The sequence below is a fragment of the Bacteroides sp. UBA939 genome, from assembly GCF_002293435.1.
Classification (GTDB): Bacteria; Bacteroidota; Bacteroidia; order Bacteroidales; family Bacteroidaceae; genus Bacteroides.
This window is the reverse complement of sequence record NZ_DBDF01000161.1, coordinates 35,754-61,113: the sequence shown is the minus strand read 5'-3', so window position 1 is coordinate 61,113 and position 25,360 is coordinate 35,754. Positions and strand designations below refer to the sequence as shown.

At 42.2% G+C, this 25,360-nt stretch carries 18 protein-coding genes; 11 read left to right on the top strand and 7 right to left on the bottom strand.

Translation table 11 applies throughout. From position 1 onward, the window contains the following. Nucleotides 1–315: 315 nt before the first annotated feature. The 6 genes from rpsA (at nucleotide 316) to B2Z67_RS10215 (ending at nucleotide 5,056) form a co-directional block, all read left to right on the top strand. Nucleotides 316–2,112 (top strand): 30S ribosomal protein S1, encoded by a 1,797-nt coding sequence (rpsA, locus tag B2Z67_RS10240; protein WP_291529729.1) that lies wholly within the window; start codon nucleotides 316–318, stop codon nucleotides 2,110–2,112. Nucleotides 2,113–2,199: 87 nt separating this feature from the next. After that, complete coding sequence (locus B2Z67_RS10235) at nucleotides 2,200–3,114, top strand: ribonuclease Z (RefSeq protein WP_291529728.1); 915 nt, start codon at nucleotides 2,200–2,202, stop codon at nucleotides 3,112–3,114. Nucleotides 3,115–3,233: 119 nt separating this feature from the next. Then, nucleotides 3,234–3,554, top strand: a complete 321-nt coding sequence (locus tag B2Z67_RS10230; protein ID WP_291529727.1) for a T9SS type A sorting domain-containing protein — start codon at nucleotides 3,234–3,236, stop codon at nucleotides 3,552–3,554. A 13-nt stretch (nucleotides 3,555–3,567) separates the two neighbouring features. Next, entirely contained in the window at nucleotides 3,568–4,122 is a 555-nt protein-coding gene (locus B2Z67_RS10225; protein WP_291529726.1) for an RNA polymerase sigma factor, read from the top strand. Nucleotides 4,123–4,170: 48 nt separating this feature from the next. Then, the gene (locus B2Z67_RS10220) at nucleotides 4,171–4,548 is read left to right on the top strand and encodes a hypothetical protein (protein WP_291529725.1); all 378 of its coding nucleotides are present in this window, start codon (nucleotides 4,171–4,173) and stop codon (nucleotides 4,546–4,548) included. 34 nt (nucleotides 4,549–4,582) lie between these two features. Next, the gene (locus tag B2Z67_RS10215) at nucleotides 4,583–5,056 is read left to right on the top strand and encodes a hypothetical protein (RefSeq protein ID WP_291529724.1); all 474 of its coding nucleotides are present in this window, start codon (nucleotides 4,583–4,585) and stop codon (nucleotides 5,054–5,056) included. Between the two features lie 96 nt (nucleotides 5,057–5,152). Here B2Z67_RS10215 and mazG read toward each other — a convergent pair whose 3' ends face one another. Together mazG and B2Z67_RS10205 are read right to left on the bottom strand one after the other, a co-directional pair. Continuing rightward, nucleotides 5,153–5,941 (bottom strand): nucleoside triphosphate pyrophosphohydrolase, encoded by a 789-nt coding sequence (gene mazG / locus B2Z67_RS10210; protein WP_291529723.1) that lies wholly within the window; start codon nucleotides 5,939–5,941, stop codon nucleotides 5,153–5,155. A 30-nt stretch (nucleotides 5,942–5,971) separates the two neighbouring features. Further along, entirely contained in the window at nucleotides 5,972–7,030 is a 1,059-nt protein-coding gene (locus B2Z67_RS10205) for a DUF3810 domain-containing protein (RefSeq protein ID WP_291529722.1), read from the bottom strand. A 122-nt stretch (nucleotides 7,031–7,152) separates the two neighbouring features. On the opposite strand from B2Z67_RS10205, the gene B2Z67_RS10200 reads away from it, so the two are divergent. The 3 genes from B2Z67_RS10200 (at nucleotide 7,153) to B2Z67_RS10190 (ending at nucleotide 13,717) form a co-directional block, all read left to right on the top strand. Further along, nucleotides 7,153–7,794 carry a hypothetical protein gene (locus B2Z67_RS10200; protein WP_291529721.1) on the top strand — a complete coding sequence of 214 codons (642 nt, stop codon included), beginning with the start codon at nucleotides 7,153–7,155 and terminating at the stop codon, nucleotides 7,792–7,794. 62 nt (nucleotides 7,795–7,856) lie between these two features. Continuing rightward, nucleotides 7,857–10,490 carry a valine--tRNA ligase gene (locus tag B2Z67_RS10195; RefSeq protein ID WP_291529720.1) on the top strand — a complete coding sequence of 878 codons (2,634 nt, stop codon included), beginning with the start codon at nucleotides 7,857–7,859 and terminating at the stop codon, nucleotides 10,488–10,490. Between the two features lie 209 nt (nucleotides 10,491–10,699). Then, nucleotides 10,700–13,717, top strand: a complete 3,018-nt coding sequence (locus tag B2Z67_RS10190; RefSeq protein WP_291529719.1) for a glycosyl hydrolase family 28-related protein — start codon at nucleotides 10,700–10,702, stop codon at nucleotides 13,715–13,717. A gap of 95 nt (nucleotides 13,718–13,812) precedes the next feature. Here the strand turns inward: B2Z67_RS10190 and B2Z67_RS10185 are convergent, their stop codons facing one another. The 5 genes from B2Z67_RS10185 to B2Z67_RS10165 all read right to left on the bottom strand — a co-directional run bounded on the left by B2Z67_RS10185 (nucleotide 13,813) and on the right by B2Z67_RS10165 (nucleotide 21,699). Then, nucleotides 13,813–14,259 carry a hypothetical protein gene (locus tag B2Z67_RS10185; protein ID WP_291529718.1) on the bottom strand — a complete coding sequence of 149 codons (447 nt, stop codon included), beginning with the start codon at nucleotides 14,257–14,259 and terminating at the stop codon, nucleotides 13,813–13,815. A 66-nt stretch (nucleotides 14,260–14,325) separates the two neighbouring features. Further along, nucleotides 14,326–15,429 carry a DUF6340 family protein gene (locus B2Z67_RS10180; protein ID WP_291529717.1) on the bottom strand — a complete coding sequence of 368 codons (1,104 nt, stop codon included), beginning with the start codon at nucleotides 15,427–15,429 and terminating at the stop codon, nucleotides 14,326–14,328. 118 nt (nucleotides 15,430–15,547) lie between these two features. Continuing rightward, nucleotides 15,548–18,853, bottom strand: coding sequence for a preprotein translocase subunit SecA (gene secA, locus B2Z67_RS10175; RefSeq protein WP_291529716.1), 3,306 nt, complete (start codon nucleotides 18,851–18,853; stop codon nucleotides 15,548–15,550). A gap of 71 nt (nucleotides 18,854–18,924) precedes the next feature. Then, nucleotides 18,925–20,493, bottom strand: a complete 1,569-nt coding sequence (locus B2Z67_RS10170; protein ID WP_291529715.1) for an alkaline phosphatase family protein — start codon at nucleotides 20,491–20,493, stop codon at nucleotides 18,925–18,927. Further along, on the bottom strand, nucleotides 20,494–21,699 hold the full coding sequence (locus B2Z67_RS10165) for a DUF4105 domain-containing protein (protein ID WP_291529714.1): 1,206 nt from the start codon (nucleotides 21,697–21,699) through the stop codon (nucleotides 20,494–20,496). Between the two features lie 696 nt (nucleotides 21,700–22,395). On the opposite strand from B2Z67_RS10165, the gene B2Z67_RS10160 reads away from it, so the two are divergent. Both B2Z67_RS10160 and B2Z67_RS10155 read left to right on the top strand, forming a co-directional pair. Beyond that, complete coding sequence (locus tag B2Z67_RS10160; protein WP_291529713.1) at nucleotides 22,396–23,577, top strand: IS4 family transposase; 1,182 nt, start codon at nucleotides 22,396–22,398, stop codon at nucleotides 23,575–23,577. Nucleotides 23,578–23,984: 407 nt separating this feature from the next. Next, nucleotides 23,985–25,169, top strand: coding sequence for an exo-beta-N-acetylmuramidase NamZ family protein (locus B2Z67_RS10155; RefSeq protein ID WP_291529712.1), 1,185 nt, complete (start codon nucleotides 23,985–23,987; stop codon nucleotides 25,167–25,169). Nucleotides 25,170–25,360 lie beyond the last annotated feature (191 nt).

The following is a 25,360-nucleotide window of genomic DNA, read 5'->3' as shown; positions in this document are numbered from 1 at the left end:
ATTATTTACCGAAGTATTGATATTTAATATCTATAGTTTTTTAATGTTATGTGTTACACACATTTTTAATTAATAGGTGGTAGGTACCCCCTACCTATTAATTAAAATGTGTGTGTAACAAGGCCTCAAGAAAAAATAGAGAATTACGCGCCTGATCGAGCGCGCACGTGCGTACATTATTATGGGAAATATTGAAAAAGACGGAGAAATATCAGGTAGAACCTTTTGCACTTCAAGAAAATACTTCTATCTTTGCGCCCGATTTATGAGCTAATATAATGTCTCACTCAATTAATTAAAAAAACAACTTATTTGATGGAAGATTTGAAAAATGTAGCTCCTGTTGAAGACTTCAATTGGGATGCCTATGAAAATGGTGAAAGCTTCGCCGGCGCCAGCCAAGAAGAGATGGAAAAAGCATACGACAGTACGCTTAACAAGGTTAACGACCGTGAGGTAGTTGACGGAACTGTAATCGCAATGAACAAACGCGAAGTCGTTGTGAACATTGGTTACAAATCAGACGGTATCATTCCTTTGAATGAATTCCGCTACAACCCTGATTTAAAAGTAGGTGATACCGTAGAAGTGTACATCGAAAATCAGGAAGACAAAAAAGGACAGTTGGTTCTGTCTCACAGAAAAGCACGTGCTACCCGCTCTTGGGATCGCGTTAACGCTGCTCTGGAAAATGAAGAAATTATCAAGGGTTACATCAAGTGCCGCACGAAGGGTGGTATGATTGTCGACGTATTCGGTATCGAAGCATTCTTGCCGGGTTCTCAGATCGACGTGAAACCTATCCGCGACTACGATGTATTCGTTGGCAAAACGATGGAATTCAAGGTTGTTAAAATCAATCAGGAATTCAAAAACGTTGTTGTTTCCCACAAAGCTCTTATCGAAGCCGAACTGGAACAACAGAAGAAAGAAATCATCGGTAAACTCGAAAAAGGACAAGTTCTTGAGGGTACCGTTAAGAATATCACCTCTTACGGTGTATTTATCGACCTGGGTGGCGTAGATGGTTTGATCCATATTACCGACCTGTCCTGGGGACGTGTTAGCGATCCGAAAGAAGTGGTTGAACTCGACCAGAAACTCAACGTTGTTATCCTTGATTTCGACGATGAAAAGAAACGCATCGCTCTTGGTCTGAAACAACTCACTCCGCATCCTTGGGATGCTCTTGATGCAGAGTTGAAAGTAGGTGACAAGGTGAAAGGTAAAGTAGTGGTTATGGCTGACTACGGTGCATTCATCGAAATCGCTCCGGGTGTTGAAGGTTTGATTCACGTGTCTGAAATGTCTTGGTCACAACACTTGCGTTCTGCACAGGACTTCATGAAGGTGGGTGACGAAGTAGAAGCCGTAATTCTGACTTTGGATCGCGAAGAACGTAAGATGTCTTTGGGTATCAAACAGTTGAAACAAGATCCGTGGGAAACTATCGAAGACAAGTATCCTATCGGTTCCAAGCATACTGCAAAAGTTCGTAACTTCACTAACTTCGGTGTATTTGTTGAAATCGAAGAAGGTGTTGACGGCTTGATCCATATCTCTGACCTGTCTTGGACTAAGAAAGTTAAACATCCGTCTGAGTTCACTCATATTGGTGCCGACATTGAAGTTCAGGTTCTGGAAATTGATAAGGAAAACCGTCGCTTGAGCCTTGGCCACAAGCAACTCGAAGAAAACCCCTGGGATGTATTCGAAACTGTATTCACCGTAGGTTCCGTACACGAAGGTACTATTATCGAAATGTTGGATAAGGGCGCCGTTGTTTCTTTGCCTTATGGCGTAGAAGGTTTCGCTACTCCGAAACATCTTGTTAAAGAAGATGGTTCTCAGGCTCAGATGGACGAAAAACTTTCATTCAAAGTTATTGAGTTCAACAAAGACGCTAAGCGCATCATCCTTTCTCACAGCCGTATCTTCGAAGATGCTGCTAAGGCAGAAGAAAGAGCTGAAAAGAAAGCGGCTGCTAAGAAAACAAACAATACCAAAAGAGAAGAGGCCCCGGCTATTCAAAACCAGACTGCCTCTACTACTCTGGGCGACATTGATGCTTTGGCTGCTTTGAAAGAGCAAATGGAAGCTGGAAAGAAGTAATAACTTCTATATATAATAAGGTAAGGGTGCTTGTTTTTCACAGGCACCCTTTCTTTTTCGTGATTTTTATGTAAGTTTGCAGGCGTTATGGAGAAATTTGAATTACATATTCTTGGCTGCGGTTCCGCGCTGCCTACTACCCGTCACTTTGCTTCTTCGCAGGTGGTGAATGTACGCGATAAACTCTATATGATAGATTGCGGGGAAGGGGCGCAGTTGCAGTTTCGTAAATCCAGGCTAAAGTTCTCACGGCTGAATCATATTTTTATTTCTCATTTGCATGGAGACCACTGTTTTGGTTTGTTAGGATTGATATCTACGCTTAATTTGTTAGGAAGAACAGCACAGTTGCATATTCATTCACCCAAGGGGTTGGAAGATTTGCTGGCTCCGATGCTGGACTTTTTTTGCCGGCAAATGACCTATAAGGTTCTTTTTCATGAGTTCGAAACGAATACTCCCGTAATCGTATATGAAGACCGTTCTTTGACGGTGACTACCATACCGTTGCGCCACCGTATTCCGTGCTGTGGCTTTTTGTTCGCAGAGAAACAATGCCCCAACCATATAATCCGGGAAATGGTTGATTTCTACAAAGTGCCGGTGTACGAACTGAATAAGATTAAGAACGGACTGGATTATACCACACCCGAAGGGGAAGTGATTCCTAATTCTTTGCTCACACGGCCGTCTGCATTACCTCGTCGTTATGCCTATTGTTCGGATACTATCTGTACGCCCGGGATAATAGAACAGATCAGGGGGGTCGATTTATTGTTTCATGAGGCCACCTTTGCAGATGCGAATTTGCCTCGCGCCAGGGAAACATATCATACCACAGCCACTCAAGCCGGAGAAATAGCTAAGGCGGCCGAAGTGAAGAAGTTGCTTATCGGGCATTTCTCAGCCCGGTATGAAGATGAGAATATTTTGCTTGAAGAAGCCTCAATTGTTTTCCCGGAGACTGTTCTGGCGAGCGAAACGCTATGTTTGAATGTTTAGTCTACTCTAACCTACATTATTCATGAGGCAAATAATCATCATTTAACTGTCAGATTTTTGTTTAATCGAATTGAATGCCGTATATTTGTACGGAATAATCTGAAAACAGAGGCTTATAGATGAGAAAGTTACTCCATTGTTTCTTTTTTATGTTGACTTTTTCGGCACAGTCCATGTTATGGGCGCAAGACGGCCGGAAGCAAGAAACGGTGCAAAAAGAGCAGCCGCAATCTACAATTGTGCTGACTGTTTCGGCAGATAATCTGGTACGTGTACAAAATGCCGAGCCTGGTTCTCAGATGGAAGTCTACAATATTGTAGGTGTAAAACTCACTACTATACGCATTAATTCTACAGACGAAACGGTGCAGGTCAATCTGTCCAAAGGTTATTATATCTTCAAAATAGGAAATGTAGTGCGGAAAGTAGTTATCAAATAAACGAGCGGAATAGATGAATCCTTCCTATAATGAACTCGAAGTGCTGCGACTTCTACAAGATGAAAGTACACAAAAGAGGGGGTTTGAGATGATTGTGGCGCAATATAGCGAACAATTATACTGGCAAATCCGCCGCATGGTGCTTTCGCATGAAGATACCAATGATTTGCTTCAGAATACTTTCATTAAGGCATGGATGAATATTGACTATTTCCGGGGAGACGCAAAACTTTCTACATGGCTCTATCGCATTGCACTGAACGAATGTCTGACTTTCCTTAATAAACAACGCGCCGTAACTACTGTTTCTATTGATGATGAAGATGCCTCCGCACTTCAACAGTTGGAAAGCGATCCGTACTTCTCGGGTCATCAGGCACAGATGGCTTTGCAAAAGGCATTACATACTTTACCGGAAAAACAGCGTATGGTATTCAACTTAAAGTACTATCAAGAAATGAAGTATGAAGACATGTCCGAGGTGTTCGGGACCTCTGTCGGCGCTTTGAAAGCCTCTTATCATCATGCCGTAAAGAAGATCGAGAAGTTTTTAGAAAGAGAGATTTAAACCTTTATAAAAGAATATAGTCTAAACTGACAGAGAAGAATAAAGCTTATGAAAGAAGAAGATAACATCTTGAAGAAGATAGGGAAAGAAAATGTTTTCCATGTTCCTGAAGGATACTTTGAAAATCTTACTTCAGAGGTGATGAGCCGGCTTCCGGAAAAAGAGAAACCTGCATTTAAGAGAGAACCTACGAAGTGGGAGAGGATTAAGCCCTGGTTGTATATGACTGCTATGTTTGTCGGAGCGGCATTGATAATTCGTGTTGCTTCTACCGACCGGACACCTGCCACCGCTACCGATCAAATAGTAATGGACGAAAGTGAAACGGAAGTTGTCTCTGATGAATATATTAGTACTGTGCTGGATAATTCTATGCTGGCTGATTATTCGTTGTATGTCTATCTCACGGATAGCGATATGGAATAATGTAGGAACAACGTAACTTGTATTGAGAAGAAAAATGAAAAAGCTGATTGTTTTATTTGTTACAATGTGTAATTTTGTGCCCTTATTGTGGGCGACGGAAGGACCTAACCAGCATTTATCCCCAGATGAATTCCGTACGAAACAGAAAGCGTATATCACAGAGAAAGCGGGGCTGAACAAGGAAGAAGCTGCCAAGTTCTTTCCTGTTTATTTTGAACTGCAAGACCGTAAAAAGGAATTGAATGATGAGGTATGGAATTTGCTTCGCAAAGGAAAGGATGAAAAAACCACCGAAGCGCAGTACGATGAAATAATGGGAAGCGTATTTGATATTCGTATTTCCATCAATCGTCTGGAAAAAACTTATTATGAGAAGTTTAAAAAGATACTTTCCGTTAAGAAAATCTATATGATACAGCGGGTGGAGATGCGTTTTAATCGCGAACTGTTGAAGGGTATGCAAAGGAAAAACGAACCTCCCCGAAATCACGAAGGAAAAAAGAAATAGGAATTGTAAATTGGATATATAGTTGAACCTTATGAATAATCGCAGGAAGAAGTTATCGCTTCCTCCGGAAATTATTCATAAGGTTTTTTGTTTTTCCTATTTCCCTTTGTTTTTGGCTTCATTCCAGATAACATCCATTTCTTCCAAAGTCATCTCGTGTAAATTCTTCCCTTCTTTAATGGTATGCGCTTCCAGGTAATTGAAACGCCGGATAAACTTTTGGTTGGTACGTTCCAATGCATTGTCGGGATTAATTTTGTAGAGCCGGGCGGCATTGATGAGGCTGAACAGGACATCGCCGAATTCGGCTTCCGCTTTATCCTTATTCATATTGGCGATTTCTGTCTGGAATTCCCGGATTTCCTCTTTCACTTTGTCCCAAACTTGTTCGCGTTCTTCCCAGTCAAAACCAACATTACGGGCTTTATCCTGAATGCGGTATGCCTTAATCAGTGAAGGTAAAGCAGCTGGTACGCCACTTAGAACGCTTTTGTTGCCATCTTTTTCCTTTAGTTTCAGTTGTTCCCAGTTTTCGGAAACCTGTCCGGCGGTATCAGCCTTTACATCACCAAATACATGCGGATGGCGGAAAATTAATTTTTCACAAAGATGGTCGCACACATCCTTCATGTCGAAATCACCTTTCTCGGAACCTATTTTGGCGTAGAAAGCCACATGGAGCAATACATCACCCAATTCTTTACAGATATCGTTTTTGTCATCGCGTACCAAAGCATCACAAAGTTCATAAGTCTCTTCAATAGTATTGGGGCGCAAGCTTTCATTTGTCTGTTTGCGATCCCAGGGACATTTCTCGCGGAGTTCGTCGAGTATGTCAAGGAAGCGTCCAAAGGCTTCCATCTGTTCTTTTCTTGTATGTGACATTTCTTTATTTTATTATTGATTATTGGTGAGTTATTTCTTCTTTCCGGTGCAATATGTGTGATAAGAAATAAGTAATCCTACTACTTCAGAATAGTTCTTACGGCCACTTTGTATCTTGTTTCCTTTCAAGTACAAGTCATATATCCAATCTTGTATATTTCCGGCAAGAGGGCTATATTTCTTCATCCAGTATTCACGGTTCTTTTGAGCAAGTTCTATGATTTCAGGACGTATCCTGTTGAAAAGTTCCTTGTATTCTTCTTCCCCCATCAGTTGGCGGGCATTGCCCAGTACATGACCTAATACGGAGAAATATCCGCAGAAACGGATGTCTTGTGATTGTGAGCGGGTACAAACCTGGTAGGCGTAGAAGTTAGCTTCAGCTTCGCCGGAGATACCCAGCAGGTGTGCCAGTTCGTGGGCGTATGTAGCAGGATATTGTGAAGGAAGTAAATCTCCGTTCAAGGTAAATTCGCAGAAGAAAGGTCCCATACTTCCGGTGACTCCGACTGCGGAGATTAGCGGCGTGAAGAGCATTGTTTTCACCCGAGGGGATTTGTGGAAAGGATGATGTACGCCCAATGTATCACTGATTTGGTGGTATCCGCTAACGATTTCCCGGCAAATGAGGTCTTTGTTGACGGAAGTGACATCCATATATGAGGCATTCAGCTTTTCAACATAATCATCTACGAACTCTTGGAAGTTTTCCGGAGTGTATGCGGTATAGGGAATATTTGTGCGTTGGTAGAAGTTGGGCTGAGAGTAATTCAGTCCCCATGCAAGGTAGAACCAGGCGTATATCCATAGCAGATATTCTACATCATTCAGCAAAATGCGTTTCCATTTCTTCTTTTGAAAACAACGGGCATAAACAGGGTAGAGAAGTACGCCTGCAATACTGAGGGCTATGAATAAATCTCCGATAGCGAAGGGTATTAACCGCGAGAAAAAGGACAGGCAGTAGGCAATGACCGGATATATATGGTCGGCATATACTTTTCCCATAACCGGAATGAGTTGTGTGGTCCAAATAGTCAATAACAGCACGCACAGTGTTATGTAGCGCATCCTTTGCTTGTATTCCATTCTTAAATCATAATTTGAAAGGCAAAAATATGCATTTATTAAATGTTACGTAGGAAAATAGCTCTATATTTGCAAAAAAACTACTAATTAACATTTTAGAAACAATATTAAACATCGTGGTTATGATTGAACAGAATGACATTGAACGCTATTGTCGTAATTGTATTTCACGCGACTTTGTGAACGGAAGAGGATTAGTTTGTAAACGTACTGGATCTGCCCCTGCTTTTCAGGGTGAATGCGAGAGTTATCAGAAAGATGAAGAATTAGAAAAAATGGCTCCTACTCCGAATCCGGAGGATTATTCAGGATACGTGGACAGAGAACAACTTTTGGCTAAAGAAAACTTACCGAAAGCAGTATTGTTGGGAGCATTGGCGTGTATTGTGGGAGCGGTAGCCTGGGCTTTGATATCTATTTCTACCGGATATCAGATAGGCTATATGGCCATTGGTGTTGGTTTCCTGGTAGGAATAGCGATGCGCCAGGGAAAAGGAATACGTCCTATATTCGGTATCATTGGCGCTGCTTTGGCTCTACTGAGCTGTATTATGGGTGATTTCTTCTCAATCATAGGCTGGGCAGCGGATGAAAATGAAATATCTTTTATGGAAGCTCTTCTACATGCCGATTATGGTGTAATAAAGTCCTTGATGGTGGAGAATATGGCTTCTATGACAATCGTATTCTATGGAATAGCTCTTTATGAGGGTTATAAATTGTCGTTCTCAGCACAGAAAGCACCGGAGGGTGGCAACATTTGATTTTAATTTAGTAATTTTGCGCCCATTATTCGCAATACACTAATATATACAGATTTAAAGATATGGAATTAGCAACTAAGTACAACCCTGCTGATGTAGAGGGAAAGTGGTATCAATACTGGTTGAACCACAAATTATTCAGTTCAAAACCCGATGGTCGTGAGCCTTATACCGTCGTCATCCCTCCCCCTAACGTCACTGGTGTGTTGCACATGGGACACATGCTTAATAATACCATTCAAGATATTCTGGTACGCCGTGCCCGCATGGAAGGTAAGAATGCCTGCTGGGTACCGGGTACTGACCATGCCTCTATTGCAACTGAAGCTAAAGTAGTAAATAAACTTGCCGCACAAGGTATTAAGAAGACGGATCTTACCCGTGATGAGTTCCTGAAGCATGCTTGGGAATGGACAGACGAACATGGTGGTATAATCCTGAAACAACTCCGAAAACTTGGCGCTTCTTGTGATTGGAGCCGTACAGCTTTTACTATGGATGAAAAACGTAGTGAAAGCGTGCTCAAGGTCTTTGTAGATTTATACAACAAAGGATTGATTTACCGTGGTGTACGTATGGTAAACTGGGATCCGAAAGCCTTGACTGCACTTTCTGATGAAGAAGTAATCTATAAAGAAGAGCATGGCAAGCTGTATTACCTGCGTTATAAAGTAGAAGGTGACCCGGAAGGGCGCTATGCAGTAGTGGCTACTACCCGTCCGGAAACGATTATGGGTGATACGGCCATGTGTATCAATCCCAATGACCCTAAGAATGAATGGCTGAAAGGCAAGAAAGTAATTATTCCATTGGTGAATCGCGCTGTTCCGGTTATTGAAGACGACTATGTGGACATTGAATTTGGTACAGGTTGCCTGAAAGTAACTCCTGCCCATGATGCAAACGACTATATGTTGGGTGAGAAATATAACTTGCCAAGCATTGATATCTTTAATGATAACGGTACGTTGAGTGAAGCTGCCTGCCTTTACATCGGCATGGATCGTTTTGATGTGCGCAAGCAGATTGAGAAAGACCTTGAGGCAGCAGGTCTGTTGGAGAAGGTGGAAGCCTATACTAATAAGGTGGGTTACTCGGAACGTACCAATGTGGTTATCGAACCGAAACTTTCCATGCAGTGGTTCCTGAAGATGCAGCATTTTGCAGACATGGCATTGCCGCCCGTAATGAATGATGATTTGAAATTCTATCCTCCCAAGTATAAGAATACATATCGCCATTGGATGGAGAACATCAAAGACTGGTGTATCAGCCGTCAGTTGTGGTGGGGACACCGCATTCCGGCATATTTCCTTCCGGAAGGAGGCTACGTGGTAGCTGCAACGGAAGAAGAAGCCCTAAGTCTGGCGAAAGAAAAAACGGGTAATCCTGCTTTGGCGGTGGCAGACCTTCGCCAAGATGAAGATTGTCTGGATACTTGGTTCTCTTCCTGGCTATGGCCTATCTCTTTATTTGATGGAATCAATAATCCGGGTAATGAGGACATCAAATACTACTATCCGACAAGTGATTTGGTGACAGGTCCGGATATTATTTTCTTCTGGGTAGCCCGCATGATTATGGCAGGATATGAGTATGAAGGAGAGATGCCTTTTAAGAATGTGTACTTTACGGGTATTGTTCGTGATAAGCTGGGACGTAAGATGTCCAAGTCACTCGGCAACTCTCCCGATCCGTTGGAACTGATAGAAAAATATGGCGCCGACGGTGTACGCATGGGTATGATGTTGGCGGCTCCCGCCGGAAATGATATCTTGTTCGATGATGCTCTTTGCGAACAGGGACGCAACTTCTGCAACAAGATATGGAATGCTTTCCGCCTGGTAAACGGCTGGACGATTGATGATAGCCAACCTGTTTCCGAAGCGGCAAATTGGGCAATTTCCTGGTTTGAATCCAAACAGAATGAAGTTGCTGCCGAAGTAGCCGACCTGTTCAGTAAGTATCGTTTGAGCGAAGCTCTTATGGCTGTTTATAAACTGTTCTGGGACGAATTTTCTTCATGGTATCTTGAAATTATAAAGCCGGTTTACGGACAAGGCATAAATCGTACGGTTCATAATGCTACAATTTGTTATTTCGATAATTTGCTTCGCCTGCTTCATCCGTTCATGCCGTTCATTACTGAAGAACTTTGGCAACAGATGTACGAGCGCGAGGAAGGTGAAAGTATTATGGTGTGTCCATTATCTATGGATACTTATGTAGATGGTGATACGGTTCAGCGGTTTGAGGTCGTGAAAGAGGTTATCAGTAACGTTCGTTCTATTCGTCTGCAGAAGAACATAGCTCAAAAAGAGGCGTTGGAATTACAAGTTGTAGGTGACAATCCGGTTGCTGCAATTAATTCGGTTATTGAGAAGATGTGTAATCTCACGGCAATTGAGGTCGTGGATGTAAAAGCGGAAGGTGCCGCTTCATTTATGGTAGGAACAACTGAATATGCAATACCTTTGGGTAATATGATTGATGTGGAAGCCGAAATCGCCCGTATGGAAGCCGATCTGAAGCATAAGGAAGGTTTCCTGCAAGGTGTAATGAAGAAACTGGGCAACGAAAAGTTTGTAAATAATGCGCCTGCCGCTGTTCTTGAATTGGAGCGTAAAAAACAGGCGGATGCGGAAAGCATTATCAATTCTTTGAAAGAAAGTATTGCTGTGTTGAAAAAGGCGTAGCTTGAGACTTAGAAGTTTTAAGCCTACTATCTTTCATCCGCAGATAACACAGGATTACGCGGATTTATTTAAAACCTAATCTGTGTTATCTGTGTCGTCTGCGGATGAAAATATCTTTTTGATAGTGACTTTACTTTTGACACGGCCTCTTGAACTCCCGTGTATGTTTGACATACCCTCTTTTTATATAACACAAAAAAAGTAATACTATGAAGACGTTACGAATTACCTTATTTATGTTACTGGGATTGGTGTCTACGCAGCTCTATGCCGTTGAACTAAATTCCATTTACTCCCAAAAGCCTGATGATCAGGAGGCTTTTTACTTCACGGCTGAGAATTATCCGATAAAGGCTGATGGGAAAGTAGATGTATCTGATGCATTGCAAGCAGCCATTAACCAAGTTAAGAAAGAAAGAAATTTCGGTATCCTTTTCATTCCGGAAGGGAAATACAAAATCAGCAAAACAATTTATATTCCTGCCGCAATTCGTTTGATAGGTTATGGGAAGAATCGTCCTGAATTTATTCTGGCTAAGAACTCTCCGGGCTTTCAGGAAGAAGTTGTTGCAGACAAAGGCAAAGCCAAATACATGTTTTGGTTCACCGGCGCTTTGGTTGAAGAAGGACAATCTCCCCGTGATGCCAGCGCAAGTACTTTCTACAGTGCAATGTCCAATATCAATCTTCGCATAGAAGATGGTAACCCCCATGCAGTGGCGCTTCGTACCCATTATGCGCAACATTCTTTCATTAGTTATGTGGCAATACATATCGGAAAAGGCAAAGCCGGTATGTTTGATATCGGAAATGAAATGGAGAATGTGGCTTTTTATGGAGGAGACTATGGTATTTACACAACAAAATCTTCTCCGGGATGGCCTGTTATGATGGTTGATTCCTACTTTGAAGGTCAGCGTATTGCTGCCCTCCGCTGTCAAGAGTCAGGTTTGGCTATGGTGAATCTGCATGCCAGGAATGTTCCGGTGGTGTTTGATATAGATCCTAATTATTGCGATAAACTTTTCCTGGAGAATAGCTACTTTGAGAACATCAGTGGTCCGGCTGTAGTCATTACTAATGAGAATAATAGTAATAATCAAATCACTTTCCGCAATGTATATTGTAAGAATGTCCCAACGTTGGCTAAATATACCCGGAGCAATACCGAAACAAAGGTCGCGCATAAAATATATAATGTAAAGTCATACGATCACGGGCTTCAGATGGACAACCTTCTGGATACGCCGCAATATCAGACTTTGTTGGACGTTGAACCGGTACAGAAAATGCCGGTAGCCCAATTTATGGATATTCCCGCATTACCGGCAATGGCTACATGGGTAAACCTTCGCGAACTGGGAGCAAAAGGAGATGGCGAGACAGATGATACGAAAGCCATTCAGGAAGCTATGGATAAATATGATAATATCTATGTTCCCCAAGGCTGGTATCTGATATCGGAAACATTGAAGATGAAGCCGAATACAAAGTTGATAGGCTTACATCCGTTTGGCACCCAATTCCGTTTGGCGGAGAGTACTCCGGCTTTCAGTGGTTTCGGAGGCCCGAAAGCTATGCTGGAGTCATCAGTCGGAGGTGCAAATATGTTGGTGGGTATCGGTGTTAATACCGGTGGCATCAATTACCGTGCGGTAGGAGTGAAGTGGATGGCAAGCGCTGAATCTTATATCAACGATGTGAAGTTTGTAGGCGGACATGGTGGCTTGAGGAAACCAAAACCAGGTGATAATGAGAGTGGCGGAGGATCCTGGAACCGGTCTCCCCGTATTAGTTCTCCCGATAATCCTGTCTATGATTTAGGAATGGACCAGGCATGGGATAACCAGTATTGGAGTCTATGGGTAACGAATAATGGCGGTGGAACCTTCAAAGACATCTGGACTGCGAGTACGTATGCGACCAATGGCTTTTATGCAAACAACACAAATACCCCCAGTCGTGTTTATGCCATGTCTATCGAACATCATGTGCGGAATGAAGTCCGTTTCAGTAAAGTGTCCAACTGGAAAGTCTATTGTATGCAGACAGAGGAAGAGAGTCGTGAAAGCTCTGACTGCCAGCCGATAGAGATGGATGATTGCAAGGATATGACGTTTGCCAACCTGTATATGTTCCGCGTGATTCGTGTCAATACACCCTACCACAGTTCTGTCCGTATCCGTAATTGCGAGAATGTGGCCTTCTTGAATTTGCATAACTACTCTCAGATAAAGTACACGAATAACATTGCAGTCTTTGACGTTAATAAGGATATCAACATACGCCCTTGGGAACTTTCGCGTTTGATTGTAACAGGAAAAGAGCCTCATCAGCAACCACTGACCAATGATATGAATAAGGTCAACCAATTGGCATCCGATTTTGAATTTATAGAAGGTATCACCCGTGACAGTAAGGGTAATATCTATTTCTGCGAACATAGGATGCGCCGCATCTACAAATGGTCGGTCGAAACGAATAGTTTGTCGCTGGTTGCCGATTTCCCGTGGAAGCCTTCCAATCTGGCTTTTGATTCGCAAGATAACTTGCTGGTGTTGTTTCGTTACGATGTACAAGCCGGCTATCTGGTTGACGGTAAACCGGAACGGATGCCTGTGATGCCTGACACAAGAGGAACCTCATTCAGTGGTTATGGGAATTCGGCTTATACCATGAGGGTATATTCTATGGATCCGGATAATCCCGAAGAAACGATTCGCCTGTTACCGCGTGTCCCTATGGGAGAGGTAAAGAATGTTTATAAGGCTTTGTACCCTTCCAATCGTTGGAGAGATTTCCATGATTTCAATGAAGTATCGGTTTATGTTCCCGAAATGTGTTTCCTGGCGCCGGATGGGAAGACTATTATTCCTCATTACTTTGATTTATCCCGTAGTTCTTCTTTATTGGAAGCATACCCCGGAAAACTGTTCTATACATCTGATGAGTATGATCGCAGGATGGTGAAGATGGATGTAGCTGCCGATGGCACTCTCTCTAATTTGCAATATTTTGTAGAACAAGGGGAGTTTGGTTCTGCTGTAGATCGGGATGGAAATTTGTATATAACCGACGGAGAGATTTATATCTTTGATAAGGACGGAAATAAGAAAGGAATGATAACAGTTCCTGAGCGGCCTTCTACTTTGCAGTTTGGAGGTAAAGATAGAAACACCCTCTTCATAACAGGACGTTCTAAATTCTTTGGTGTGCGTATCAAGTAGTAAAGGAGATAAATTTAATCATGATAACGCTGATTGGAAACATAATAGGTCGGCGTTATCATGTATCTGCAAAATGAAAAGAAAAGTGGGATATCTTATTTTTCCAATAGTTCTTTCAGGAAAGTATCCAGTTCTTCATCCAACCCTTTCAATAATTCATCGTTTACGAGCAGGGTGTCGTCGTCCATCAGCATGAGTTCGGTGACTGTCTCTTTTTCATCGTCTACCAATACAAATGAATAAGGTTTCAGGATAGTCAGTTTGTCAAAAGTACCACGACTTTTCATTGTGTTAAGCAGGGAAGAGAGGATACGTTCCACACTGTCATAGAAATCATCCCCTTCATAAGTCATCCACTCTTCGATGGTGATATTCGCTAACTCTTCATCTTCATCATCAAAAACAAACAGCTCACCGGAATTTTGGTTGGCTTGCAGATGAATGTCGGTTACAACAGTTTGTTCACAACCGCAAGTGAACTTACCGATTGCCTGTTTTATGGTTGTTTCTAATAGTGATAATGATGCTTGACTCAATTTCATGATAAATATCCTTTCTTAATCAATGTTCAAAGGTATAAAAAAAATAATAACCTTCGCATTATTAGACTAAAAATCATTCTTAAATCGCTGCATTTGTACGTCCAATCGTATCAATCCGGCTTTTCGTTCCTGTAATTCGTTCAAATACCGGGTAACAACAAGGTAGTTGGGCACCTCGCTGATGTCTACAGTATTCTGTTTCTTCTTATTGTCTACTTTATCTATATCGTATGCTATCTCTTGCGCTTTTAATGCCCATTCTTCCGCAGTATTGATGCTGTCTTTCATTTCGTATCCTAATGCCACGTTATAGGCGGCATGCATCTTTATCTTTCCTTTCTTCTTTTTCTCATACGTTTGCTTCCAGAGTTCGATTGCCCTATCCCAATTCTCTTCATGAACAAAAACGGCGGCGTCGCGCATATTTACTGAACCGCCTGTGAACAGGTATCTGTCAACAGTCTTCCATTGGGGTAAGAGATGCTTGACAGGGATAGTACCTGCAAATTCGGATGCCTCTTCCAGCATCTTTTTGTCATCAATAAGCTGTGAACTTGTATAGGACATGCTTTGGCCGAACCTTTCCCAAAATATACTGTCATTAGCGTTGATGGTTACCATCGGTCCATTTCGTTTGGGCAGATATATTTTAAAAGTAGGGTAAATTTTCGCATCTAAGGTTGCTTCGTAAACGCCCCATTGAGGCTGATATTCTATTTTGCGGAGAGAACGTATCTGTATGTTTTCCAGGGCGATCAGAAAGTCTACATCCAAACTTTCGGTAAGTTCTTCTACTTCTTCTTTACTAAGTGTGCTTTCGCGTAGGATAATATCATTAGCCCGTAGGGCGGAGTCGCAAATGGCAACTAAATCAAAATAGTTTTCCTGAGCAATTGCCTCTGCCAATGATTCAACGACAATTTGAGGATTACCATTATAATATTTTGTCTGGCGGGTTATTTCCGCCTTGTCTTTTTCCTTAGGCTCATCGACAATCAGTTGATTGTCCGGAATAGAAGGCATATTATTTACTACAGCTACCCGTTTGAGGGTAGAAGGAAAACTGATTTCTGCCGGAACCATATAGTCAATGGATAGTTGCTCTACGCTTTGGCAACCGCCAAACAACAAGATGCAACAGAATAACAGGAAATTCCAGTGTTTAGTCATAAGCTTTCTCCTTATTTAAAGGTCACATGAATCTTTTTGTATAGGTTTGGTTATTATGCGGAAGTTATATTCAATACTCTTTGGCGGAATATATTAAATTCCGCCAAAGAGTCTATTATCAAATGTTCTTTCCGTGACAGTTCTTGTACTTCTTACCACTTCCGCAAGGGCATGGGTCATTACGTCCTACTGTTTTTTCAGAACGAATCGGCTCACGTTTTACTGCTTCGCGTGTGTCTTGCTGGGCAGCAGCCTGCTGATTCGGGTCATTCAGTTCATTCAGATCTTGCTTCTGTTCACGATATTTGCTCATATCCTGCTTCTTTTCAGGAGCAGCCCGACGTATATCTTGAGGTTCTTGCACAGGAATTTGTCCGCGCATCAGGATAGATATTGTCTGATTATTGATTTTATCCACCATACTGTCGAATAGATTTACCGACTCCAGTTTATAAATCAACAACGGATCTTTCTGTTCGTAACTTGCATTCTGTACCGAATGTTTCAGTTCGTCCAGTTCACGGAGGTTCTCTTTCCACGATTCGTCGATGACGTGCAATAGGATAGACTTCTCGAAAGCCTTCACTACTTCTTTACACTCACTTTCGTAGGCGGCTTTCAGGCTGCAAGAGATATTGTACATACGCTTGCCGTCCGTGATAGGAATAAGAATGTTTTCGTACATGTGTCCTTGCGTTTCGTACACCTGTTTGATAACCGGATATGCAACTTGCGCCAAGCGCTCTGTCTTGCGTTTGAATTGTTCCATAGCTACACTGAAGGCTTCTTCCGCAAGTTTCTCTTTCTTTTCATTACGGAATTGTTCTTCCGAGAAAGGAATCTCCATGGCAAGGGTTTGTAAGAAACTCATTTTGCAATCTTCGTAGTCAGGAGCTTCGATAGCGACTGCACAACGATCCCAAATCATATTAACAATGTCCATTCCGATACGTTCGCCCATCAAGGCATGACGGCGCTTGGTATAGACAACTGTGCGTTGTTTGTTCATCACATCGTCATATTCCAGCAAGCGCTTACGAATACCGAAGTTATTCTCTTCCACCTTCTTCTGTGCACGTTCAATAGAGTTTGAAATCATTTTATGCTCAATCATTTCACCTTCCTTGAAACCGAGGCGGTCCATTACGCTCACTATACGGTCGGAGGAGAACAGGCGCATCAAGTCGTCTTCCAGAGATACGAAGAATACGGAAGAACCCGGGTCGCCTTGACGGCCGGAACGTCCGCGTAACTGGCGGTCTACACGTCGTGACTCATGGCGTTCGGTACCGATGATTGCCAAACCGCCTGCGGCTTTTACTTCCGGGCTTAGTTTGATGTCCGTACCACGGCCTGCCATGTTGGTAGCAATGGTTACCGTACCGCTCATACCTGCTGTGGCTACGATATCAGCTTCTTTCTGGTGTAGTTTGGCATTCAATACATTGTGTGCGATTTTACGCATGGCAAGCATTTTGCTCAGCATCTCGGAAATTTCTACAGATGTAGTACCTACCAGTACAGGACGTCCGGCTTTTACTAATTGTTCGATTTCCTCGATAACAGCTTTATACTTTTCGCGTTTGGTCTTGTAAACGCGGTCGTTCATATCCTTGCGTGCAATGGGGCGGTTGGTTGGAATAACTACAACGTCCAATTTGTAAATGTCCCATAATTCACCTGCTTCCGTTTCCGCCGTACCGGTCATACCGGAGAGTTTGTGATACATACGGAAGTAATTCTGCAAAGTGATAGTTGCGAATGTCTGTGTGGCTGCTTCCACTTTCACACGTTCCTTGGCTTCAATGGCTTGGTGCAAACCATCGGAATAGCGGCGGCCTTCCATGATACGTCCGGTCTGTTCGTCCACAATCTTCACCTGTCCTTCGATAACAACGTATTCATCATCTTTCTCGAACATGGTATATGCTTTCAGCAATTGGTTAATGGTGTGTACGCGTTCGGACTTGATGGCATAATTGGTCATTAACTCATCTTTCTTTTCCAGACGCTGTTCGTCGGTCAGGTCAGTCTCATTTTCCAATTCGGAAAGTTGGGCGGCAATATCAGGTAGTACGAATAGAGTGGAATCTTCCGAGTTGCCGGTAATCAAATCCACACCTTTATCTGTCAGGTCTACACTGTTCAGTTTTTCATCAATTACGAAGTACAGCGGATCGGTTGCTTCGTGCATGCGCTTGTTGTTCTGCTCCATGTAGATTTCCTCTGTCTTCAGCATACCGGCTTTGATGCCCTGTTCGCTGAGATATTTAATCAGAGGCTTATTTTTCGGTAGTGCTTTGTGGCTACGGAATAAGGCAAGGAAACCTTCTTCCTGGTCTTTCTTATCGTCAGAGGCAATGAGCCGTTTGGCATCGGCAAGATATTGGGTAGCCAGTTTTTTCTGTACTTCCACGAGGCGTTCCACCAACGGACGGAGTTGCTCAAACAATTGATCTTCACCTTTAGGTACCGGACCGGAGATGATTAATGGTGTACGGGCATCGTCAATCAATACGGAGTCAACCTCATCGACAATTGCGTAATTATGCCGGCGTTGTACAAGGTCTTTCGGACTGATCGCCATATTGTCACGCAGGTAGTCGAAACCGAATTCATTGTTGGTGCCGAACGTGATGTCTGCCAGATATGCCTTGCGGCGTGCATCGGAGTTGGGTTGGTGTTTGTCTATGCAATCCACGCTTAGGCCGTGGAACATATAAAGCGGTCCCATCCATTCGGAGTCACGTTTTGACAGGTAGTCGTTCACGGTAACCACATGTACACCGTTTCCGGTTAAAGCGTTAAGGAATACCGGCAAGGTGGCTACCAATGTTTTACCTTCACCGGTTGCCATTTCGGCAATCTTACCTTTATGCAATACTACACCGCCAAACAACTGTACATCATAGTGTATCATGTTCCAGGTTATTTCGTTGCCGCCCGCTACCCAGTGGTTCTGATAGATTGCCTTGTCGTCTTCAATGCGTACAAAGTCTTTTGTAGCAGCCAGGTGGCGGTCAAAGTCAGTTGCCGTTACTACGATTTCTTCATTTTCGGAGAAACGTTTGGCAGTTTCCTTCACAATGGAGAATGCTACAGGCAGAATTTCATTGAGGACTTTTTCGTAGATTTCCAGTATATCCTTTTCTATTTTGTCTATCTGTACGAAAACCTCTTCGCGATGTTCCAGTTCGATGCTTTCAATACCCGCTTTCAATTCTTCCACTTTTATGCGTTCTTCTGTGGTGGAATTGCAGATATATGCTTTCAGCTCTTCAGTCTTGGCGCGTAGGGCGTCATTGTCAAGTTCGGCAATTTCCGGATAAACAGCTTTTATTTTATTTACCCACGGCTGAATCTCTTTCATATCCCGTGTCGATTTATTGCCGAAAATCGAGCTTATAAGTTCATTAAATCCCATTTTATATTTATTTTTATTATTATTTACTGGTTTGATTCAAGTAGACTTTGTGTCCCGGATACAAAGTTACATTAAAAAAATATAGAAGTAGCCGTGCAGGCATTGGGGGCGCGGATGCGCATCACGCTTGTTAGCGTAGGCGCTATACGGGTAATATTGACAGGAGTCCGAATGACTTCGGGCTTTACTTCTCCACCTAAAAGAATAAGCGGGGCGGGGATGTTTGCATGACGCACTACACGGTGGTCGGTAGTATTTTCATTAACAATAGTCCATCCGGGAAGTATGTCAATCAGTAAGTCGCCGGAATGTTTTCGGTGGAAAGCGTTGCGAACCAATTCAATTTGGGGCGACCAAGGACCTTGCAACAAGCGATGAGCGGAATATGCCTCATTTACACCGCTGAATTGTATCAGGAAATCGGCGGATTTGTCTTGTATCTCTGCCAAGTCCAATTGTTTGTTCTCTATCAGCTTATGATTCAGATAGATTTGCCGGTTATAATATGCTTCTACATATTGTCCTTCGCCATAAGTAGCCATAAGGTACATATTGAGCAAGGTAGAGCAACGGTTCGGGTGGAACTCACCGCCCGGAATGCGGTACAGTCCGAGGTCGGGAGCTTCGGAATCTGCGTAACCGGTAGAAGTAATGCAGAAAAGTACATTATGCAGGCCGATTTTATGGTCGATAAGGTCGAGCAGGGAAGCAATGCTGCGGTCAAGGCGCACGTATGTATCCTGCATCTCCATAGCACATTCCTGCGTACTCTTGTGGTTGTAGTTTCCGGCATAATAGGTTAATGCCAGTATGTCGGGTACATTATCTTTGCCGATGGTGCTTTTGCCTAAAAGTTCCTCTGTCAGCAGGTTTACCTCATCATTGATAAATGGGCTGGCTATCAGGCGGCGGAACTTGTTGAGGCGTTCACTGTCAAACTTGTATTTAAAAGGCTGATCTCGCCATTCCGGCAGAAAAGTATAACTCGTAATGGGGTGTATCGGCTCCCACACCATATCGCGAATGCGATAATCGGGAGACCGGCTGTCGTTATATTGGTTTACCCACCACGGAAATTCGCTGTAATAAGTAGTGCTACACCATTTTCCGGTACTTTCGTTTAACCAGAAAGCGCCGTTTCCCGAATGTCCGGCGGCGAGGATGGCGGCATCGCGTGTAGGGGCGATGGCATATACTAATCCTTTGTTCCGGGTGGTGATTTTAAGTTCGTCGGTTATGGTTGAGGTGAGCAGTTGGGAGGGAGAAGAACTTTCATCGGTGTAATTGCCCATGAAAGCGGAATCGTCTACGCAATTCACCGACCGTAAGGTGCTTACATCCATCCAATGCCGGGCGATGATGCCGTTCATGGAGGGTGTTGTACCGGTGTAAATAGCGGCGATGGCAGAGGCACGATCTATGTCGTTGAAAGGAAATTCCGTTTGGCAGAATACCTTTCCTTCGCGCATCAGTCTTTTGAATCCTTTTTCTCCATAAAGGGAAGAAAATGCTTCCATATAGTCCGTACGCAGTTGGTCAATCGTGAGCGTTACCACCAGTTTAGGGGTGGCAGGCAGTGATTGCGCTTGCAGACCGGTAAAAGTCAGTGCGAGTATGGAAGTTATCAGTCCCTTTTTCATTTATCTCTTTTTGGGGTCAACCCTCTTTTTGTATGTCAGAATGAGGTTGCTTGCTGAACGTATCAACAAACAGAGTGCCAAAGGTAATACAGCTAAGTCGAATCTTTGTGGTATTATCGCCCAAAGCAGTATAAAAAGTGTTAAAACAATGCAGTTTAATATCATGTATTTGCTTTTTCGCTGTTTCCTTACCTTGTTTATCATCCACGGAAGGCAAAATAAGTGTAAAGGATGGAATACGAAAAGTAAATAGTTGGAACTTACAGCCGGATGTTGGGAGAAAACGGCAAGAAAGGCAAGAATACACCCGGCTACTCCTGCGGCAAAAAACAGGAACAAATCTATTCCCCATAAACTTTTCCGGTGTTTGATGCCATAAATCGTTGCGGCAACTACTACCATAAAAAGAAGCAAGGCGGCTTGCATGGGGGTAATGCCTTCTGAAGTTGCGTTTTCTGCACGGAATTCTACGTTTACTATTTTTTCCTCGTCCCGTACAAGAGGCCTTCTATTTCCCTCATTGTCTATTATTTCTGCTTTATCAAAGAAATCCTTTACATAGAAAGGAGCAAACATCATCTGTCTGCGGTTTATGGGGCGGTCTGCCTCGCTACCTATGCAGAGGTCAATACCAAAGCGCGACCAAGGATGACCTTTCGTGTATTGATGGATGATGTCCCTGAAACTTATTCCCATATTGGAGTCTGTCATATTGTCCGCATATTGCAAAGTGCCGTTTATAGCGTTCTCTATCTGGTCGCGCGGACGGGTTGCGCAGTTGTCATAAAAGAAATTGTAACGGTATATACGATTTTCCGGCTGATAATTTTCCTCCAGCAGACTGACAAGCCGTTCCTTTTCCCCGGGATTGAGATTGAGGTTTTGTTGCCATACGTCACGTCCGTAGTAGGCATATTCGGAAGAGAAGCGTTCGTAGCTGTTAACTCCCAGTTGGTAATCCGTTTCACCCAAAGCAAAACGCAGGATAAAGTTGGGAGTATTAAAACTGAATATTCCATAATTGAATACTGCATCAATGCCTCTTTCCGGATTTTCATAGCGGATGGCAGTGTGTCCGAAGAGGGAATATATTTCTTCTCCGGAATCACACGTCAGCAGGCTGATGCGGATGGAGTCATTGGGTTGCGCCTTCAGAGCAGAGGCGCAAAATACACCTATTATTAATAAAAGGATGATTCGTTTCATTTCGGTGCAAAGATAATGTTTACTAATCAGAATTACCCCAATTCTGTTGAATAAATTAGGCTGCATTGTTGATGCTGTAGTAGTAAGTAGTAAGTAGCAAGTAGCAAGTAGTTAAAGCTACTTAAGATATAAGCAAGACTACTAACTACTAACTACTAACTACTAACTACTAACTACTAACTACTAACTACTTACTACTTACTACTTATTCTTTGCTCCCCGACATAATCCCCGCATCAGAATCATCATTGTTAAGGCGTTTATTTCCTGCTTTAAACTGTCGGCCAAAGTTTATATTGGCTGAGAATGTAAGAATGAAAGCCCCTCTCATATTGTCGGTATAAACATGTGATGTACTTGGTAGTAATTGGGATTTATTAATAATAACCTTCTGATCGTAATATTTTGAAAAAGGAGTGAATGTTCTTAGGCCTACACTCCATTTTGGAGTGGTGTATTTCGCACCCAAAGTATGAAATTTCTCTCCCAAGATTTGTGTTTCAGCTTGAAAATCATTCCATCTGGTATATCCATCAAGCCCAACCGACCATCTCTTGTATATTCCATATATTAGTGATGCGTTAACTTCGCATCATTAGTTATTAACTTGTTTATATATAGCATTTTACAATAGATCTTTGTTTTTTTGATTTGATTTGAGTGCTTAATTTTGCTGCTTAATAATGCTGCAAGATTATGAATAAAGGTAAGTTTGTCTTTGCTCAGGTTATAGGTTATCTTCCCAAGTATGAGTTTAGTAAGATTATCGAGAAGTATAAGGGCGATTATCGCTACCGTCACTTAACGAGTTATAACCATCTGCTTCATCTTGTCTTCGGGCAGTTAACAGCCTGCAATTCTCTTCGGGATATATGCCTTTGCCTTAGTGCTCATGAGAAAAGCCTCTACCATCTTGGCTTCGGTCAAACCGTAAATGAGTCTTCACTTTCAAGAGCAGGAGAAAGACGGGATTATCGTATCTTTGAAGAATTGGGGCATCTTCTGATTAGTATTGTCAGATCTAAATACGCCAGAGAGCATATTCCCGGTGTCTGGCTACCCGATTGGGATATATTTGCATTGGACTCTACAACGATATCTTGTAGCATCAAACTGATGTCCTGGGCATATGGCAAATATGAACGGGGAGCTGTGAAGATGCACACTCTTCTTGATTTGCGAGGTAGCATTCCGGCCTTCATTCACGTAACTCACGGCAAGTGGCATGACAGCAATGTCTTGGATATTATAGAAATCATTCCTTGGGCTATATATGCAATGGATAAAGCATATGTGGATTTTGAAGCTCTCTATCGTATTCATAAGAACAATGCTTACTTCATTACGAGAGCCAAAAGGAACATGAAGTACGAGGTTGTCGATACCAACTACAACATTGATGAGATGACCGGACTCCGAAGTGACCATACCATCAAGCTAATGGGATATCACCCCAAGAAGTATTACCCGGAAGCTTTCAGGTTGGTGAAGTTCTATGACTCCGAAAAAGAGGAAGAACTTGAGTTCATCACAAACCATTTCGAGATAAGCGCCCTGGAAGTTGCCAATATCTACAGGAATAGATGGCAAATAGAGACCTTTTTCAAATGGATAAAGGGGAATCTGACCATCAAAACCTTGTGGGGACATTCAGAGAATGCGGTTAAGACACACTTGTGGGCGGCTATCTGTACTTATCTTCTCGTAGCAAGAATTAAGGTGTCATGCAACACTTCATATTCAATATCGGAAGTAGCAATATTGTTAGGTGTTTCCGCTCTTGAGAAGATTAATATCCGAGAGTTATTAGAAAAGCCTACCAGAGAATCACTCAATCAAAACCAAAATTTCAAAGAACTAAATTTATTTGATATTTAACGCATCAGTAATAAATAGTATTCTATAAGTAAGTGAAATGATGATTGCACCAAAGATAATCTTTATTTTTAATATTATAAGTACTAATTTTGTTATTTTGGGTATTATATCTAATAATTTGCATTTGTCTGAAGTGGTGTTTTTAGCATAAATCGTTATTAATCAACTCATTCCGAATCTATTTAGCAATTCAGGAATAAGTAGATTTAATAATTAAATAATAAAAATTATACTATTAAATATTAAATATACCGAAGCTTTGCAGGGGTTTAAAGAAAATAAATACATATTTGTACAGCACTATATCAGGGTCAGAAAGAATTCCCACATCTCTTTTGCTTTATATGCTGATTGTGGCTAAAAGCATTGAAACATATTGTATTAATTATATAAATATCCAAATTACCATGAAAAAGAATGCATTTATTTTATTTGTAATAATTGGAATGTTAGGTTCCGGTTGTAAAGGAAAGCAAGCAGTATCCGAGTCTGAAAAGATACTTACGGGTGCAGAACAACTTGATGTCTACCTGCCTATGTTGAAAGGCAAAAAAGTAGGATTGATGGCTAATCAGACAACTATTGCCGGCGATAAACATTTGGTTGATATTCTATTGGAAAATGGTGTTGATTTAAAGTTTGCGTTTATACCTGAACATGGCTTTCGAGGAACCATTGAACGGGGAGAAGATGTGAATAATGATGTTGATGCGCAAACCGGTTTACCTTTATATTCCCTTTATGGAGAGAATCACCAGGCAGACTCTTTGGTTAGTTCGGTTGATATTATGATTTTTGATATACAGGATGTTGGAGCTCGTTTCTATACTTATGTTGTCGGAATGCATAATGTAATGCAATTATGCGCCGACAATAATCGTCCGGTAATGGTACTTGACCGTCCAAATCCTAATGGAGAACAAGTCGATGGTCCTGTACGCAAAGATGATAAGTTCAAATCAAACATCAGTTACCACAAAGTGGCCATGATACACGGACTAACCATAGGTGAACTGGCTCAGATGATCAATGGAGAAGGTTGGCTCAAAGATGGGAAAAAGAGTGAACTGACTGTCATTCCATTGAAAAACTATACTCATAAGTCAAGATACGAGCTGCCCGTAATACCATCGCCGAGTTTACCTAATCATTTGTCGGTACGTTTATTCCCATTACTTTGTCTTTTCGAAGGTACGGATTGCAGTATAGGTAGAGGTACGGATTTCCCTTTCCAGGTGATTGGTTATTCTGACCCATCATTTGGTGATTTTACATTTACTCCGGGATCAAAGGAAGGTATGGCGCTTCATGTAGAACAACAAGGTAAGTTGTGCTATGGTGTAGACTTGCGTAGCCTCGATGCCGATAGCATAAAATTCACATTAAAATACGTATTGGATTTCTATAAGAAAAGCCCGGATAAGTTCTTCGCCCGTCCCGAATTCTTTGATAAGCTGGCAGGAACCGATAAGCTGAGAAAACAAATGTTGGAAGGCTGGACTGAAGAACAAATACGTGACAGCTGGAAGGAGGAATTGGCGGAATACAAAGCTATGCGTAAAAAGTATTTGCTATACGAAGATTTCGAATAAAATCAATCTTCAAACGGATAACAGTTCGCTAAACTTTTAATTGTGACCTGTTGCCGATTCTGTTTTCGCAATTTATAGAAAATATATTCGATTATAAAGGACGCGAAGAAAGACATGTCTCAAAGAGAATGCTTTCGACCGCGTCCTTTTTGTATCAACAAGCCACATTCAACTTTCTTTATGCTAATGAC

What these genes read in the sequence shown, in the direction of transcription:
- rpsA (WP_291529729.1), top strand. Translation starts at nt 316, where the DNA reads ATGGAAGATTTGAAAAATGTAGCTCCTGTTGAAGACTTCAATTGGGAT.
- B2Z67_RS10235 (WP_291529728.1), top strand. Translation starts at nt 2,200, where the DNA reads ATGGAGAAATTTGAATTACATATTCTTGGCTGCGGTTCCGCGCTGCCT.
- B2Z67_RS10230 (WP_291529727.1), top strand. Translation starts at nt 3,234, where the DNA reads ATGAGAAAGTTACTCCATTGTTTCTTTTTTATGTTGACTTTTTCGGCA.
- B2Z67_RS10225 (WP_291529726.1), top strand. Translation starts at nt 3,568, where the DNA reads ATGAATCCTTCCTATAATGAACTCGAAGTGCTGCGACTTCTACAAGAT.
- B2Z67_RS10220 (WP_291529725.1), top strand. Translation starts at nt 4,171, where the DNA reads ATGAAAGAAGAAGATAACATCTTGAAGAAGATAGGGAAAGAAAATGTT.
- B2Z67_RS10215 (WP_291529724.1), top strand. Translation starts at nt 4,583, where the DNA reads ATGAAAAAGCTGATTGTTTTATTTGTTACAATGTGTAATTTTGTGCCC.
- mazG (WP_291529723.1), bottom strand. Translation starts at nt 5,941, where the DNA reads ATGTCACATACAAGAAAAGAACAGATGGAAGCCTTTGGACGCTTCCTT.
- B2Z67_RS10205 (WP_291529722.1), bottom strand. Translation starts at nt 7,030, where the DNA reads ATGGAATACAAGCAAAGGATGCGCTACATAACACTGTGCGTGCTGTTA.
- B2Z67_RS10200 (WP_291529721.1), top strand. Translation starts at nt 7,153, where the DNA reads ATGATTGAACAGAATGACATTGAACGCTATTGTCGTAATTGTATTTCA.
- B2Z67_RS10195 (WP_291529720.1), top strand. Translation starts at nt 7,857, where the DNA reads ATGGAATTAGCAACTAAGTACAACCCTGCTGATGTAGAGGGAAAGTGG.
- B2Z67_RS10190 (WP_291529719.1), top strand. Translation starts at nt 10,700, where the DNA reads ATGAAGACGTTACGAATTACCTTATTTATGTTACTGGGATTGGTGTCT.
- B2Z67_RS10185 (WP_291529718.1), bottom strand. Translation starts at nt 14,259, where the DNA reads ATGAAATTGAGTCAAGCATCATTATCACTATTAGAAACAACCATAAAA.
- B2Z67_RS10180 (WP_291529717.1), bottom strand. Translation starts at nt 15,429, where the DNA reads ATGACTAAACACTGGAATTTCCTGTTATTCTGTTGCATCTTGTTGTTT.
- secA (WP_291529716.1), bottom strand. Translation starts at nt 18,853, where the DNA reads ATGGGATTTAATGAACTTATAAGCTCGATTTTCGGCAATAAATCGACA.
- B2Z67_RS10170 (WP_291529715.1), bottom strand. Translation starts at nt 20,493, where the DNA reads ATGAAAAAGGGACTGATAACTTCCATACTCGCACTGACTTTTACCGGT.
- B2Z67_RS10165 (WP_291529714.1), bottom strand. Translation starts at nt 21,699, where the DNA reads ATGAAACGAATCATCCTTTTATTAATAATAGGTGTATTTTGCGCCTCT.
- B2Z67_RS10160 (WP_291529713.1), top strand. Translation starts at nt 22,396, where the DNA reads ATGAATAAAGGTAAGTTTGTCTTTGCTCAGGTTATAGGTTATCTTCCC.
- B2Z67_RS10155 (WP_291529712.1), top strand. Translation starts at nt 23,985, where the DNA reads ATGAAAAAGAATGCATTTATTTTATTTGTAATAATTGGAATGTTAGGT.